Source organism: Streptomyces sp. NPDC091387, from assembly GCF_044756945.1.
Classification (GTDB): domain Bacteria; phylum Actinomycetota; class Actinomycetes; order Streptomycetales; family Streptomycetaceae; genus Streptomyces.
Genome location: NZ_JBIVTZ010000003.1, coordinates 168936 through 184507, shown reverse-complemented (window position 1 = coordinate 184507; position 15572 = coordinate 168936). Strand labels below are relative to the sequence as shown.

Below are 15572 nucleotides of genomic sequence, written 5' to 3'. Positions count from 1 at the left end.
CCCCTCCACTGCTCGTGCCCGGGGCTTCGGTGCCGAGGGCCCGCGGCCGCGGCACAGCCGTACGTACCCGGTTGTTCCGGGACGGTACGGCGCGGAGGCCGGGTCCGTCAGGCGCTCTCGGCGACGATTGCGCGGACGGCGTCCGCGAAGGCCTCGCCCCGCTTGTTGTAATTGACGAACATGTCCATCGAGGCGCAGGCCGGGGCCATCAGTACGGTGTCTCCCGGCCGGGCGAGCCGTGCCGCCTCGCGGACCGCCTCCGACATCGCCCCAGTGTCGGTCCGGTCGAGGTCGACCACCGGGACCTCGGGCGCGTGTCGCGCGAGGGCTTCGCGGATCAGGGCCCGGTCGGCGCCCATCAGGACGACGCCCCGCAGGCGCTTCGCGCACCCGGTCACCAGCTCGTCGAAGGTGGCGCCCTTGGCCAGGCCGCCGGCGATCCAGACGATCGGGTCGTAGGACGCGAGGGAGGCCTCGGCCGCGTGGGTGTTGGTGGCCTTGGAGTCGTCGATGTACGTGACCCCGCCGGCCTCCGCGACCTGCTCGATGCGGTGCGGGTCCGGGCGGAAGGCCCGCAGCCCGTCACGTACGGCGGCCGGTGCGACGCCGTAGGCGCGGGCCAGCGCCGCGGCCGCCAGCGCGTTGGCGATGTTGTGCGGGACGGGCGGGTTCACGTCCCCGACCTCGGCGAGCTCCTGGGCCTGCTTCTGCCGGTTCGTCACGAAGGCGCGGTCGACGAGGATGCCGTCGACGACGCCGAGCTGGGAGGGGCCGGGAGGGCCGAGGGTGAAGCCGATGGCCCGGCAGCCCTCCTCGACGTCCGCGCCGCGCACCAGTTCCTCGGTGGCGGGGTCCGCGACGTTGTAGACGCAGGCGACTTCGTTGCCCTCGTAGATCCGGCCCTTGTCGGCGACGTACGCCTCCATGGAGCCGTGCCAGTCGAGGTGGTCGGGGGCCAGGTTGAGGACGGCCGCGGAGTGGGCGCGCACCGAGGGCGACCAGTGCAGCTGGTAGCTGGAGAGTTCGACGGCGAGGACGTCGTACTCCTGCTCGCCGAGGACGGCGTCCAGGAGCGAGACGCCGATGTTGCCGACGGCCGCGGTGCGCAGCCCGGCCGCCTCCAGGATCGAGGCGAGCATCCGTACGGTCGTGGTCTTGCCGTTGGTGCCGGTGACCGCGAGCCAGGGGGCCGGTTCCCGGCCGTCCCGGCCGCGCAGCCGCCAGGCGAGTTCAACGTCGCCCCAGACCGGGACGCCCGCCTCGGCGGCCGCGGCGAACAGCGGCTTGTCGGGCTTCCAGCCCGGGGTGGTGACGATGAGCTCGGTGGACTCGGGCAGGGTGGCCCCGTCGCCGAGGCGCACGGTGATGCCCTGCGCCTCCAGCTCCGCTGCCTGGGCGCGGGAGCGCGCGTCGTCCCCGTCGTTGACGACGGTGACGACGGCGCCGAGACCGCGCAGCACCCGGGCCGCCGGGATCCCGGAGACCCCGAGTCCGGCGACCGTGACGTGCTTGCCCTGCCAGTCCGTGTTGCTCACTTCTTGGCTGCCCATCCTGCGTAGAAGAGGCCGAGACCGACGATCACGCACATGCCCTGGATGATCCAGAAGCGGACCACGACAAGGACTTCGGACCACCCCTTGAGTTCGAAGTGGTGCTGGAGCGGCGCCATCCGGAACACCCGCTTGCCGGTCATCTTGAACGAGCCGACCTGGATGACGACGGACATCGTGATCATCACGAAGAGGCCGCCGAGCACCGCCATCAGGAACTCGGTGCGGGAGCAGATCGCCAGACCGGCGAGCGCGCCGCCGAGGGCGAGCGAACCGGTGTCACCCATGAAGATCTTGGCGGGCGAGGTGTTCCACCACAGGAAGCCGAAGCAGGAGCCCATCAGGGCGGAGGCCACGACCGCGAGGTCGAGTGGATCTCGTACTTCGAAACAGGCGCTCGGGTTGGTGAGGGTGGCCGCGTTGGCGCAGGACTCCTGGAACTGCCAGAGCCCGATGAAGGTGTACGCGCCGAAGACCATCACCGACGCACCGGTGGCGAGGCCGTCCAGACCGTCCGTCAGGTTCACGCCGTTGGACATGGCGAGAATCATGAAGAGCGCCCAGACCACGAACAGCACCGGGCCGATCGACCAGCCGAAGTCCTCGACGAACGAGAGCTTGGTGGAGGCGGGGGTGTTGCCGCGGGCATCGGCGAACTGGAGCGAGAGCACCGCGAAAGCGATGCCGACGATCAGCTGACCGGCCATCTTCGCCTTGGCCCGCAGGCCCAGCGAACGCTGCTTGACGATCTTGATGTAGTCGTCGAGGAACCCGACGAGCCCCATGCCGGCCATCAGGAAGAGGACCAGTACACCGGAGAAGCGCATGTCCTCGCCGGTGATCACCTTCGCCAGGACGTACGCGATGATCGTCGCCAGGATGAAGGCGATGCCGCCCATGGTGGGCGTGCCCTTCTTCGATCCGTGGCTGCGCGGGCCGTCGTCCCGGATGAACTGCCCGTATCCCTTGCGGGCCAGCAGCTTGATCAGCAGCGGGGTACCGACCAGGGTCAGGAAGAGCCCGATGGCCCCCGCGAAGAGGATCTGCCTCATCGGCCGGCGACCTCGCCCTCGGTCGCGTTATCCAGCAGTGCCATGACAACCTGCTCCAGGCCGACCGACCGGGACGCCTTCACCAGCACGACGTCTCCCGGGCGCAGTTCACTGCGCAACAGGTCGACGGCAGCCTGTGCGTCGGACACATGCACCGACTCCTCACCCCACGAACCCTCGTTGTATGCGCCCAGTTGCAGCCAGGAGGCTTCTCTGCCCCCGACCGCGACGAGCTTGCTGACGTTGAGCCGGACGGCGAGCCGTCCGACCGCGTCGTGCTCGGTGAGCGAGGCGTCGCCGAGCTCGGCCATCTGGCCGAGCACCGCCCACGTACGACGCCCCTTCCCCATGGCGGCCAGCGCGCGCAGCGCGGCTCTCATGGATTCGGGGTTGGCGTTGTAGGCGTCATTGACGAACGTCACGCCGTCCGGACGCTCGGTGACCTCCATGCGCCAGCGGGAGAGGGTGCCCGCCTCGGAGAGCGCCTCGGCGATCTCGTCTGCGGACAGGCCCAACTCATGGGCGACGGCGGCCGCGGCGAGCGCGTTCGACACGTGGTGCTCACCGTACAGGCGCATGGTCACATCGCTGCACCCGGTGGGTGTGTGGAGGCGGAACGCGGGGCGTCCGTCGTCCGTGAGCCGCACGTTCTCTCCCCGTACGTCCGCATCCGCGGCTTCACCGAAGAGCAGGACGCGGGCCTTGGTGCGGGAGGTCATGGCGCGTACGAGCGGGTCGTCGGCGTTGAGGACGGCGAGGCCGTCCTCGGGCAGCGACTCGACCATCTCGCCCTTGGCCTGGGCGATCTGCTCGCGGCCGCCGAACTCGCCGATGTGGGCGGTGCCGACGTTCAGGACGAGGCCGATCCGGGGCGGGACGAGGCCGGTGAGGTAACAGATGTCCCCGATGTAGCGGGCACCCATTTCGAGGACCAGGTGCCGGGTCTCCTCGGTGGCGCGCAGCGCGGTGAGCGGCAGCCCGATCTCGTTGTTGAGGTTGCCCAGCGGGTAGACGGTGGGGCCCTTGCGCTCCAGAAGCTGGGCGATCAGGTCCTTGGTGGAGGTCTTGCCGGCGGACCCGGTGAGGGCGACCACGGTGGTGCCGAGGCGCCCGGTGACGGCGCGGGCGAGCGCGCCGAGCGCCGCCACCACGTCGTCCACGACGATCGCGGGGACGCCGACGGGGCGGGCGGCCAGGACGACTGCCGCGCCCGCCTCGACCGCGCGCTGCGCGTAGTCGTGGCCGTCGACCCGTTCGCCGGCGAAGGCGACGAAGAGGCTGCCTGACTTCACCGCGCGGGAGTCGATGACGACGGGCCCGCTGACGGTTGCTGCCGGATCCGGTATGTCGTACGACTGCCCGCCGACGATTTCGGCGATCTCGGCGAGGGAAAGGGCGATCACTTGGTCATCCCTGACTGTTGTTCTCGTGGGTGGCGGCACGGTGGACGGAGCTCTCGTGCCCCAGGGACCGCTCGATGGCCTCGCGCAGGACCACCCGGTCGTCGAAGGGGCGCACGACTCCGTGGATGTCCTGGCCCTGCTCGTGGCCCTTGCCCGCGACGATGACGGTGTCGCCGGGCCCGGCCCGGCCGACCGCGGCGGCGATGGCGGCGGCCCGGTCGGCGTCGACCAGGACGTCACCGCGTTCGTGCACGGGCACCTCCGCGGCGCCCGCGAGCATGGCGGCGAGGATGCCCAGGGGGTCCTCGGAGCGGGGGTTGTCGGAGGTCAGTACGGCGGTGTCGGAGAGCCGTGCCGCGGCTGCGCCCATCGGGCCGCGCTTGGTGGTGTCACGGTCGCCGCCGCAGCCGAGGACGATGTGCAGCTTGCCCTCGGTGACCTTCCGCAGGGAGCGGAGCACCGATTCGACGGCGTCGGTCTTGTGCGCGTAGTCGACGAGCGCCAGATACGGCTGTCCGGCGTCGACCCGCTCCAGCCGGCCGGGCACCCCGGGCACGACGGCGACGCCGTCGGCCGCGATCTGCGGGTCGATGCCCGCGACCGCGAGGGTGACGATCGCGGCGAGGGTGTTGGCGACGTTGAACGGTCCGGGCAGCGGGGCCCTGGCGGTGGCCCGCTCGTCCTTGGGGCCGACGACGGTGAAGGTGGAGCCGAGCTGGCCGACCTCGACGTCCTCGGCCCGCCAGTCGGCGTCCGGGTGGCCCTCGGCGGAGAAGGTGGTGACCGGGACGGAGGCCTCGGTGATCAGCCTGCGTCCGTACGCGTCGTCGAAGTTCACGACGCCCTGCCTGCTGCGCTGCGGGGTGAACAGCCGCGCCTTGGCCTGGAAGTAGTCCTCCATGCCGGAGTGGAACTCCATGTGCTCGGGGCTGAGGTTGTTGAAGACGGCGACGTCGAAGACGCAGCCGTCGACCCGGCCGAGCACCAGGGCGTGGCTGGAGACCTCCATGGTCACCGCGTCGGCACCGCGTTCGCGCATGACGGCGAGCAGGGCCTGCAGATCGGTGGCCTCGGGGGTGGTCCGTTCGGACTTGATGCGCTCGTCGCCGATCCGCATCTCCACGGTGCCGATCAGACCGGTACTGCGTCCGGCGCCGCGGAAGCCGCCCTCGATGAGGTAGGCGGTGGTGGTCTTGCCGGAGGTGCCGGTGATGCCGATCTGGAGCAGGTCGGTGCCTGGGTGTCCGTAGATCTCGGCGGCGAGTTCCCCCATCCGGCCGCGCGGGTCCTCGGTGACCAGCACCGGGAGTCCGGTGGCGGCGGCGCGTTCGGCGCCCGCCGGGTCGGTAAGGATGGCGGCCGCGCCGAGGCCGGCCGCCTGGGCGGTGAAGTCGGCGCCGTGGAGGCGGGCACCGGGCAGGGCCGCGTAGACGTCTCCGGGGCGCACGGCCCGGGAGTCATGGGTGATGCCGGTGACTTCGCCGGTGCCGGGCGGTTCGACTCCCAGCCTGGCTGCCAGCGTAACCATGGAGGTCGGCCGCAGCCGATCCGGGCGGGGCGCTCCCGGGTAGTTCACAGGGGCGTCCTTCTGGGTGGTTCGGGACTGTTCAGCGTGGGGCACGGCGGTGAGCGTACCGGGAGCACCCGGCCTCTCGCGAAGTGAGGGGGCGGGGTCGTAGTGGTTCCCGTTCCGGTTCCCGGGATCAGGGGTGATGGTTGTCACTGGAGGGTCTCCCCGAGTTCACTCGCCGGGTTTGAAGGACACCGGCAGCCTGGCCGGCTCGCTGCCGGACGGTGCGGTCTGAAGCGTCTTGAGCGCGAATTCCATGACCTGCTTGTAGATGGGTCCGCAGATCTGGCCGCCGAAATAGCCGCCCTTGGTGGGGTTCTGGATCGCACAGTAGACGGTGATCTGGGGGTTGTCGGCGGGGGCGAAGCCGGCGAAGGAGGCGGTGTAGCCGTGGTAGCCGCCGCGCAGCGGATCGACCCGGTTGGCCGTACCGGTCTTGCCCGCGACCCGGTAGCCGGGGATCTTGGCCCGCGTTCCGGTGCCCTCCTGGTCGCCGACCACCGACTCCAGCATGCTCGACAGTGTCCTGGCGGTCTTCTCGCTGACCACCCGGGTCTGCTCGGGGGCGTCGGCGGCGGTGAAGCGGCCGTCGGCTCCCTTGGTGCCGCGGACGAGGGTCGGTGCGATCCGGACCCCGCCGTTGGCGATCGTGGAGTAGATCGAGGCGGCCTGCACGGCGTTGAGCGAGAGGCCCTGGCCGAACGGGATCGTGTACTGCTGCGAGGTCGACCAGTCCTGCGGCTTGGCGAGGATGCCGGGGGTCTCACCCGGGTAGCCGAGTCCGGTCGGTGAGCCGATGCCGAATTTGCGCAGGTAGGAGTAGAGCGTCTTGTTGGCCTGGGCCTGGGTCTTCCCGAGCTGCCCGGTGGCCATGATGGTTCCGATGTTGCTGGACTTGGCCAGGACGCCGTTGAGCGTCAGGTACCAGGTGGGGTGGTCGATGTCGTCCTTGAACTGCCGGTCGCCGCGGTGCAGCCGGTTCGGGACGGTGACGTGGGTGCCGGGGGTGGCGACCCCTTCCTCCAGCACCGCGGCCATGGACATGACCTTGCTGGTGGAGCCGGGCTCGTACACGTCCTGGAGCGCGGCGTTGCCCAGTGACGCCGCGTCGGCCTGCGAGAGGTCGTTGGGGTCGAAGCCGGGGGCGTTGGCCATGGCCAAGACCTCACCCGTCCGGGTGTTCTGGACGACCACGTAGCCGCGGTCGGCCTTGGACTTCGCCACCTGTTCGGAGATGGCCTTCTGGGCCGCCCACTGGATGTCGCGGTCGATGGTCAGCTCGATGTCGGAGCCCGCGACGGCCGGGACCTCCTTGGTGCCCGCGGTGGGCACCCGGCGGCCGCCGGACTGGGCGTACTTGATCGTGCCGTCCTCGCCCGCCAGTTCCTTGTCCAGCTGCGACTCCAGGCCGCCCGCGCCCTTGCCCTCCGCGTTGACGTAACCCAGTATCCCGGCGGCGAGCCCGCCGTTGGGATAGATCCTCTTGGTGGTCGCCTCCTGGAAGACACCGGCCAGCACATTGGCTCCGGGGCCGCCGGCCGCCTCGTCCTTCGCCGCCTTCTCCGCGAAGACCGACTTGAGGTCCTTGATCTGCTTCCAGACCTGCGGGGTCTGCCGGCGGGCCAGCAACGCGTACCGGCTCTTCGGCTTCGCCAGCTTCTTCGTCAGCTCGGCGGCGTCGACGCCGAGGATGGGCGCGAGCAGGGCCGCCGCCTGCTGGGGGGCGTCCGGGGCGTTGCTGTCGGCCGGTGTGAACATCTTGGGGTCGGCGGTGATGTCGTACGCGTCGACGCTGGTGGCCAGCGCGATGCCGCTGCGGTCGGTGATCTCGCCGCGCTCGGCGGCGACGGTGTAGCTGAGGTAGCGGTTCAGGTCGGCCTTGGCCGCGTACGCGTTGGCGTCGACGGCCTGCACCTGGAGGAGCCGGACGACGAACGCGATCATGACGAGCGTCAGGGCGAGGCTGACGAGCCGCAGCCTGGGGCGCGGGCTGCCGAGCCGCAGCGGGCGGCCGGAGCGGCCGCGCGGCACCTGCCCGCGCGCGGCGGACGAGGAGCGCCGCTTCGCGTCGGGGCGGGGGCGGCCGGAGCGGGGCGCCGCCTTACGGGCGCGCGCCGGGCCGGGGACCCGGCGGCGCGGTGGTTCCTTGGAAGGCACTGCGTCACCTGCCGGGGCTCGTGGAGGGCTGGTCTGCCGGGGTACTGGGGGTCGCCGGTCCGGCCGCGTCGGCGGCGGGCCCTGCCGCGGGCGTACTCGGCTGCGCGGCGGCGGTGCCGGTCGTGCTGCCGGAAGGGGTGGGGCCGGGCGGGCCGGAGGACGCCGCCGGGCTCGTGGTGGCCTGCGGCGGCGCGGTGGTCTCCTGCGGCGGCGTGGGGGTCGGCTCGGCGGTCGGCTCGGCGGTCGCGGTCGACGGCACGCCCCGGACCGTGCCGTCGGGAGCCAGGAAGACGGGGCTGCCGCCGGGGACCATGCCCAGTTCCCGGGCGCGCCGGGCCAGGGCGTCGGGCTCCGCGGAGCGGTCGACGTCACGCTGGAGCGCCTGCTGCTCATCGGTGAGGTCGGTGGTGCGCTTCTTCAGCTCGCTCAGCCGGAACGATCCTTCGTTGAGCGCGGAGTTCAGCAGCAGCAGGGTGATCAGGCCGCCGCCCAGGAGCAGGACGACCAGCAGGACGAAGGGGGCACGGGCCGCGTTGCTCGGCCCGGCCGGCATCAGCCGGGAGAGCCGTGCGGCACGCCCTTTCAACTGCCCGGCCGCTTTGCTCACCGCACCGCCCCGTCCCTCGGCCGCGTTCGCACGCCGGGGCTCCGGGGGCTCATCGCTCCTCCGCCCGGATCCGCTGGGCGCCGCGCAGCCGGGCGGGGGCGGCGCGCCGGTTCTCGGCGACCTCCTCCTCCGTGGGCAGCTCCGCGCCCCGGGTCAGCAGCTTCAGCCGCGGCTGGTAGCGCTCGGGGACGACCGGCAGCCCGGCCGGAGCGGTGTTGGCCGCGCCCGCCGCGAACACCTGCTTGACCAGCCGGTCCTCCAGCGAGTGGTACGAGAGGACGGCGATGCGGCCGCCGACGGCGAGGCTCCGCACAGCGGCCGGGATCGCCCGCTCCAGCACGGTGAGCTCGCCGTTGACCTCGATGCGCAGCGCCTGGAAGGTGCGTTTGGCGGGGTTGCCGCCGGTGCGCTTGGCGGCCTGCGGCAGCGAGTCGCGGATCAGCTCGACGAGCCTGGCGCTGTTGGTGAAGGGTTCCTTCTCGCGCTCGCGGACGACGGCGGAGACGATCCGCTTGGCCTGCTTCTCCTCGCCGTAGGCCCGCAGGATCCGGACCAGTTCGCCGGGCGGATAGGTGTTGAGCACCTCGGCCGCCCCGATGCCGGTCGTCTGGTCCATGCGCATGTCGAGCGGGGCGTCCTGGGCATACGCGAATCCGCGGTCGGCCTCGTCCAGTTGCATGGAGGAGACGCCGAGGTCGAACAGGATCCCCTGGACCTTGGGGACGCCGAGCCGGTCGAGCACCTCGGGCAGTTCGTCGTAGACGGCGTGCACCAGTTCGGCGCGGTCGCCGTAGGGGGCGAGGCGCTCGCCCGAGAGGCGCAGCGCCTCCTTGTCCCGGTCCAGCGCGATCAGCCGGGCGGTGGGAAAGGCGGCGAGCAGTGCCTCGCTGTGTCCGCCGAGGCCCAGCGTGCAGTCGACGACCACGGGCGGCTGCGGCCCCGGTGCCTCGAGAGCCGGGGCCAACAGGTCCAGGCACCGCTGGAGCATCACCGGGACGTGTCGGGTCTGGCTCATGCGCCCTCTCAGGCTCAGGTCCCGGGTGGCTGTACGTACGGCCTGGTCCCCGCCCGCTCGCGAAGGGGAGGTCCGCCGGCGCCGGGGAAGGGGCGTCAGCCGACCGGCGAGCGGGAGAGGGCCGGGCCGTACGTACGCCGCACACACGGGGAAACTTCGGAATGTGCAGGGTGTCGGTAACTTCCCGTCACTTTAGACCGACCGGCAGTCGGTCTTGTTCCACCCTGCCATTCGATCGATTCCCGATCAATCAACCCGGCAGCGCGTCGGCCCTCCCTTTGTTCACCCGGCCGGGCGACCGGGTGTGAGGCTTGTGGGTTACCTCACAACAAACGTCGTTGATGTTCTTTGTCCGCTTCCACGCCACGCCGGAGCGGCCCTCGCGGGCTAACGTCTTGTCCATGTCGACTTCCGCGCATTCCCCCGCCGAGCCGTCCGCTCCCGTCGAAGGCCAGGCCCGCACCGGCGGCACGGTCACCGACCGCCTCGTCGAGGCGAACGTCCACTACGCCTCCGAGTTCAGCGATCCCGGGATGGACGCGAAGCCGGTGCTGCGCGTCGCCGTGGTCGCCTGCATGGACGCCCGCCTCGACCTGCACAAGGCACTCGGCCTGGCGCTCGGTGACTGCCACACCATCCGCAACGCGGGCGGCGTGGTCACCGACGACGTGATCCGCTCGCTGACCATCAGCCAGCGGGCCCTCGGCACCCGCGGCGTGATCCTGATCCACCACACGAACTGCGGCATGGAGTCGATCACCGAGGAGTTCCGCCAGCAACTGGAGGGCGAGGTCGGCCAGCGCCCCGTCTGGGCCGTGGAGGCCTACACCGACGCGGACCAGGACGTACGGCAGTCGATGCAGCGGGTCCGCACGTCGCCGTTCCTGCTGCACAACGATGACGTGCGCGGTTTCGTCTTCGATGTGACCAGCGGTCTGCTGCGCGAGATCTTTCCGGCTTCCTGACCTCCGGAAAGACCCAGAAAGACTCAGCCGGGCATCGAAAAACACCCCCAACCCGACATATCGGCACCAGTTATCCACAGGCGAGTGACACGAAGCGGTAACGGCAACAAGAATGCGGGGGTGACACCCCGTCGGACGCCGTCCGCCGCGGTGTCCGTATTTCGGGGTGGGCCGGGCCGCACGAGGGCACCGGCCCGTGACTGGGGAATCCCGTGCTCCTGGTGAGCGTGGGGCAGGGCCGAGGAGGGCCGGGTGACGACCTATGACGATCGAGCGAGCCTCACAGATCTGACCACCACAGCGGAGCGGGTGCGCAAGTCGGTGGAGAGTGTGATCGAGGGCAAGCCTGAGGTCGTACGGCTTTCGCTGACCGTGCTGCTCGCGGAGGGACACCTGCTGATCGAGGACGTCCCCGGTGTCGGCAAGACCATGCTGGCCAAGGCGCTGGCGCGGTCCATCGACTGCTCGGTGCGGCGCATCCAGTTCACCCCGGACCTGCTGCCCTCGGACATCACCGGGGTGTCCATCTTCGATCAGCAGCGCCGCGAGTTCGAGTTCAAACCGGGCGCGATCTTCGCCCAGATCGTGATCGGCGACGAGATCAACCGCGCCTCGCCCAAGACCCAGTCCGCGCTGCTGGAGTCGATGGAGGAGCGCCAGGTCACGATCGACGGGCACACCTACGAACTGCCCGACCCCTTCATGGTCGTGGCCACCCAGAACCCGGTGGAGATGGAGGGCACGTACCCGCTGCCCGAGGCCCAGCGCGACCGGTTCATGGCGAGGGTGTCGATCGGCTACCCCAGCCCGGAGGCCGAGCTCCAGATGCTCGACGTGCACGGCGGTGTCTCGCCCCTGGACGACCTTCAGCCGGTGGCACACGCACACGACATCGTGAAGCTGATCGAAGCGGTGCGGACGGTCCACGTCGCCGACGCCGTCCGCCGGTACGCGGTGCAGCTCGTCGGGGCCACCCGCAGCCACCCCGATCTCAGGCTCGGCGCCTCGCCGCGCGCCACCCTGCACCTGCTGCGCGCGGCGAAGGCCTCCGCGGCGCTGAGCAGCCGGGACTACTGCCTGCCCGACGACGTGCAGGCGCTGGCGGTCGCGGTCCTCGCACACCGGCTGCTGCCGACCGCGCAGGCCCAGCTGAACCGCCGCACCGCCGAGCAGGTCGTGCTGGAGATCCTCCAGCAGACACCGGTGCCGACGGCGGCGGGCGGTGCGGGCGTCCCGGCGCCGCAGCACCAGCCGGGCGCCGCGTACGGCAGCCGGCAGCAGCCCGGCGTACGGCGGCTCTGATGAGCCCCGGGGGGCCCACCGCGATGGACGACAGCGACGGCAAAGGCGGTCTGCGGGCCGCTCTGAGCGGGCTGACCACGCGCGGCCGGTCCTTCCTCGCGGCCGGTGTCGCCGCCGCGGTCTGCGCGTATGTGCTGGGCCAGGGGGACCTGCTGCGCGTCGGGCTGCTACTCGCCGTACTGCCGCTGGTCTGCGTGACGGTGCTCGTCCGGACCCGCTACCGGGTCGCGGGCACCCGGCGCCTCTCGCCGTCCCGGGTCCCCGCGGGCTCCGAGGCCAGGGTCCATCTGCGGATGGACAACGTCTCGCGGCTGCCCACCGGTCTGCTGATGCTCCAGGACCGGGTGCCGTACGTGCTCGGTCCACGCCCCCGCTTCGTCCTGGACCGGGTGGAGGCGGGCGGCCGCCGCGAGGTGTCCTACCGGGTGCAGTCCGATCTGCGCGGGCGCTATCCGCTGGGCCCGCTGCAGCTGCGGCTGAGCGATCCGTTCGGAATGTGCGAGCTGACACGTTCGTTCAGCGCGTACGACACCCTCGTCGTCATCCCGCGCACCGAACCGCTGCCGCCGGTGCGGCTGGCGGGCGAGTCCTCCGGGTACGGCGAGGGGCGGCAGCGGTCGCTGGCGCTGGCCGGCGAGGACGACGTGATCCCGCGCGGCTACCGGCACGGCGACGATCTGCGCCGTGTCCACTGGCGCTCCACCGCGCGCTACGGCGAGCTGATGGTGCGCCGCGAGGAGCAGCCGCAGCGGGCCAGATGCACGGTACTGCTGGACACCCGGCAGACCGCGTACCAGGGGACGGGGCCCGACTCGGCGTTCGAGTGGGCCGTGTCGGGGGCCGCCTCCGCGGTGATGCACATGCTGGAACGGGGCTTCACGGTCCGGCTGCTGACGGACGAGGGCAGCCCGCTCCCGGGCGAGGGGCCGGACGGATTCGCCGGCTCCGGCCAGGACTCCGCGGCCGCGGCCGGACTGATGATGGACACCCTCGCCGTCGTCGACCACTCCGACGGGGGCGGTCTCTCCCGTGCGTACGACGTGCTGCGCGGCGGCAACGAGGGCCTGCTGATCGCGTTCCTCGGCGATCTGGACGAGGAGCAGGCGGCCGTGGCCGCCCGGATGCGGCAGCGCAGCGGTGGCGCCGTCGCGTTCGTGCTGGACAGCGCGGCCTGGGTGCACAGTGAGCCGCCCGCAGCCGAGGCGGCCTCCGAGCAGCGGCTGCGGCTGCTGCGCGAGTCGGGGTGGACGGCGGTCGCGGTGAGGCCAGGAACGGATCTCGCCCCGCTGTGGCAGCAGGCGAGTCATCTGGGTTCGCTGACGCAGTCCGCCGCCGTGGGCGGCGCGACGGGCGGTACGACAGGTTTCTCCGGTGGTTGGTCATGAGGGGACGGGCATGAGCGGTCGTGGTCGGCTGGCGCTGTGCGCCTATGCGGCGACGCTGATGGCGGCGTGTTCGATGCTGCCGCTGGTCGACCATGTCAGCTGGATGATGCAGGCAGTGTTCCTGCTGGCCATCCAGTGCGGGGTGGGTGCGCTCGGCCGCCGGATGCCGCTGCCCCGGCTGCTGACCGTCGCCGCGCAGATGCTGGTCACGCTGGTGCTGCTGACCGTGACGTTCGCCCGGGAGCAGGCGCCGGCGGGGTTCCTGCCGGGGCCGCAGGCCGTGCGGCTGCTCGCGGATCTGCTGTCGGCGGGTGCCGATGACGTCGGCCGGTACGCGATCCCGGCACCGGCCACGGCGGGCATCCGGCTGATGCTGGTGGGCGGTGTGCTGCTGGTCGGTCTCGCGGTGGACGTGCTGGCGGTGACGTTCCGCAGTGCCGCGCCGGCCGGGCTGCCCCTGCTGGCCCTGTACTCCGTCGCGGCCGGGCTGTCGGACGGCGGTGCGGACTGGCTGTGGTTCCTCCTCGCCGCCTGCGGCTATCTGCTCCTGCTGCTGGCCGAGGGGCGCGACCGGCTCTCCCAGTGGGGCCGGGTCTTCGCCGGTGCCACTGGGAGGTCCAGGGGCGGGCCGGCCGGTGGCGACCTCTCGGGCGGCGGAGCGCTCGCCCCGGTACGCACGGGGCGCCGCATCGGCGCACTGGCCCTGGGTGTCGCGCTGGTCGTGCCTGCGGCGCTGCCCGCTCTCGACGGCGGTCTGCTGGCCGGTTCGGGGGCCGGCAACGGCCGGGGGGGCGGTGGCGGCACCATCTCCGCGGTGAACCCGCTGGTCTCCCTGCAGAACAACCTCAACCAGCCGGAGAACCGGCAGGTGATGTCCTACCGCACCAACTCGAACAGTCCGCAGGACTTCTATCTGCGGATCCTGGCGCTGGACCAGTTCAACGGAAACGAATGGCGGGCGTCGACCCGCCGGCTGAAGGACGTGCCGAAGCGGCTTCCGAGCCCGGGGGGGCTGTCCCCGGAGGTCGCGGTCACGGAGATCAGCTCGAACATCTCCGCGTCCCCCTCGTACCGGCAGACCTATCTGCCCCTCCCCTATCCGGCGACCGAGGTCAGGGTCGGCGGGCACTGGCGGTACGAGTCCGAGGGACGCACCCTCGTCGGCGACGACGGGGAGACGACCCGGGGTGCGCAGTACGAGGTCTCCAGCCTGCTCGTGCAGCCGACATCGGAGCAGCTCGCCAACGCGAGGCCGGCCCCGGCCGCCCTCCAGCGCGAGTACACCCAGGTGCCCGGCTCACTGCCGAAGGTGGTCAAGGAGACCGCCGACGAGGTGACGAGGGGTTCCCGCAACGCCTACGAGCAGGCGGTGAAGCTGCAGGACTACTTCGCCTCCGACGGAGGGTTCACCTACGACACCTCGGTGAACTCCGGCACCGGCAGCGCGGCGATCGGCCGCTTCCTCAAGGACAAGGAGGGCTTCTGCGTCCACTTCTCCTTCACGATGGCCGCGATGGCCCGGACGCTCGGCATCCCGGCCAGGGTCGCCATCGGCTTCACCCCCGGTACCGCGCAGTCGGACGGTTCGATGTCGATCGGGCTGCGCGACGCGCACGCCTGGCCTGAGCTGTATTTCGAGGGCATCGGCTGGACCCGCTTCGAGCCGACGCCGACGCGTGGCACCACGCCGTCGTACACCCTGCCGGACGCGCCTTCCGGCGATCCGGCCGATCCGGCCCGCCCGGAGACGGGCGCGTCGGCACCGTCGCCGGTCGCCCCGTCCGCCTCGGACAGCTGCCCGCCGCAGCTGCGCAAGCAGGGCGAGTGCGGCAGCCCGGTGGCTTCCGGAACGGTGGGGCCGACGGATTCGGGGACGCCGACGGGCACGGTGCTCGGCGTGATCCTGCTGGTGCTGCTCGTACTCCTGCTGCCGTCGCTGCCGATGCTCTGGCGGATCCGGGCGCGGGCCCGCAGGCTGAGCTTCTCCGCCGGGCGTACGCCGGGCGACGCCGTCGCCAGAACGCTGGCGGCCTGGCGGGAGATCACCGACACGGCGTGGGACCACGGCATCGTCCCGGACGAGTCCCTGACCCCGCGCAAGGCCGCGGCCCGGATCGTGCGGCTGGGGCAGCTCGGCACCGACGGGGCCGAGGCGGTGCACCGGGTGGCGGGCGCGGTGGAGCAGGTGCTCTACGCACCGGAGCCGCGCCCCGGGGCAGGGCTCCCGGAGGACGTGCGGGCGGTACGGACCGCGCTGCGGGCCTCCGTCGGCCGGTCCACCCGGCTCCGCGCGGTCGTGGCACCCCGATCGGCCGTGCGGGTGGTGTGGGCGGCCTCGGAGCGCCGGGCAGCCCTGACCGCACGGTGGCACCTGCCCCGACGCCCCACGTGGCTGCGGCGCCCGTCCCACCAGGAGGGCTGACCGCCCCGGCGTGCGGGGGGGGGCGGGGGCCCCCCCCGCCCCCCGGGGGGGCCCCCCGGGGGGGGGGCGCGGGGGGGGGCCCTTCCGGGGCCCCCCGCGGGTGTCTCCACCGCGCCCGGCGGCGGGTGTCCGCCCCCCACCCGC

The 15572-nt window shown here is 72.0% G+C and carries 11 protein-coding genes; 4 read left to right on the top strand and 7 right to left on the bottom strand.

All coding sequences use genetic code 11. The features are described 5' to 3' along the window. Positions 1-107: 107 nt before the first annotated feature. From murD to rsmH, 7 genes are read right to left on the bottom strand one after another with little or no spacing between them, the layout of a single operon-like run. Positions 108-1535, bottom strand: coding sequence for a UDP-N-acetylmuramoyl-L-alanine--D-glutamate ligase (gene murD, locus ACIQM0_RS07680; RefSeq protein WP_401285073.1), 1428 nt, complete (start codon positions 1533-1535; stop codon positions 108-110). Beyond that, positions 1532-2602: a phospho-N-acetylmuramoyl-pentapeptide-transferase gene (gene mraY / locus ACIQM0_RS07675; RefSeq protein WP_123469991.1), complete on the bottom strand. Its 1071-nt coding sequence runs from the start codon at positions 2600-2602 to the stop codon at positions 1532-1534. Before mraY ends, murD begins: the two co-directional genes overlap by 4 nt. Further along, positions 2599-4005 carry a UDP-N-acetylmuramoyl-tripeptide--D-alanyl-D-alanine ligase gene (gene murF, locus ACIQM0_RS07670; protein ID WP_401284412.1) on the bottom strand — a complete coding sequence of 469 codons (1407 nt, stop codon included), beginning with the start codon at positions 4003-4005 and terminating at the stop codon, positions 2599-2601. The genes mraY and murF overlap by 4 nt, the downstream gene beginning before the upstream one ends. A 4-nt stretch (positions 4006-4009) precedes the next feature. Beyond that, positions 4010-5728 carry a UDP-N-acetylmuramoyl-L-alanyl-D-glutamate--2,6-diaminopimelate ligase gene (locus ACIQM0_RS07665; protein ID WP_401284411.1) on the bottom strand — a complete coding sequence of 573 codons (1719 nt, stop codon included), beginning with the start codon at positions 5726-5728 and terminating at the stop codon, positions 4010-4012. Between the two features lie 18 nt (positions 5729-5746). Then, entirely contained in the window at positions 5747-7732 is a 1986-nt protein-coding gene (locus ACIQM0_RS07660) for a peptidoglycan D,D-transpeptidase FtsI family protein (protein ID WP_401284409.1), read from the bottom strand. Between the two features lie 4 nt (positions 7733-7736). Continuing rightward, positions 7737-8339, bottom strand: a complete 603-nt coding sequence (locus tag ACIQM0_RS07655; RefSeq protein WP_401284407.1) for a septum formation initiator family protein — start codon at positions 8337-8339, stop codon at positions 7737-7739. A 49-nt stretch (positions 8340-8388) separates the two neighbouring features. After that, entirely contained in the window at positions 8389-9354 is a 966-nt protein-coding gene (gene rsmH, locus ACIQM0_RS07650; RefSeq protein ID WP_385028965.1) for a 16S rRNA (cytosine(1402)-N(4))-methyltransferase RsmH, read from the bottom strand. A gap of 401 nt (positions 9355-9755) precedes the next feature. Here rsmH and ACIQM0_RS07645 point away from each other — a divergent pair, with 401 nt between their 5' ends. The 4 genes from ACIQM0_RS07645 to ACIQM0_RS07630 all read left to right on the top strand — a co-directional run bounded on the left by ACIQM0_RS07645 (position 9756) and on the right by ACIQM0_RS07630 (position 15428). Next, positions 9756-10319 (top strand): beta-class carbonic anhydrase, encoded by a 564-nt coding sequence (locus ACIQM0_RS07645; protein WP_401284405.1) that lies wholly within the window; start codon positions 9756-9758, stop codon positions 10317-10319. Between the two features lie 252 nt (positions 10320-10571). Then, positions 10572-11621 (top strand): AAA family ATPase, encoded by a 1050-nt coding sequence (locus ACIQM0_RS07640; protein ID WP_401284403.1) that lies wholly within the window; start codon positions 10572-10574, stop codon positions 11619-11621. Then, complete coding sequence (locus ACIQM0_RS07635) at positions 11621-13006, top strand: DUF58 domain-containing protein (protein WP_401284401.1); 1386 nt, start codon at positions 11621-11623, stop codon at positions 13004-13006. The genes ACIQM0_RS07640 and ACIQM0_RS07635 overlap by 1 nt, the downstream gene beginning before the upstream one ends. Positions 13007-13016: 10 nt before the next feature. Further along, positions 13017-15428, top strand: coding sequence for a DUF3488 and DUF4129 domain-containing transglutaminase family protein (locus tag ACIQM0_RS07630; protein WP_401284399.1), 2412 nt, complete (start codon positions 13017-13019; stop codon positions 15426-15428). Positions 15429-15572: the final 144 nt, after the last annotated feature.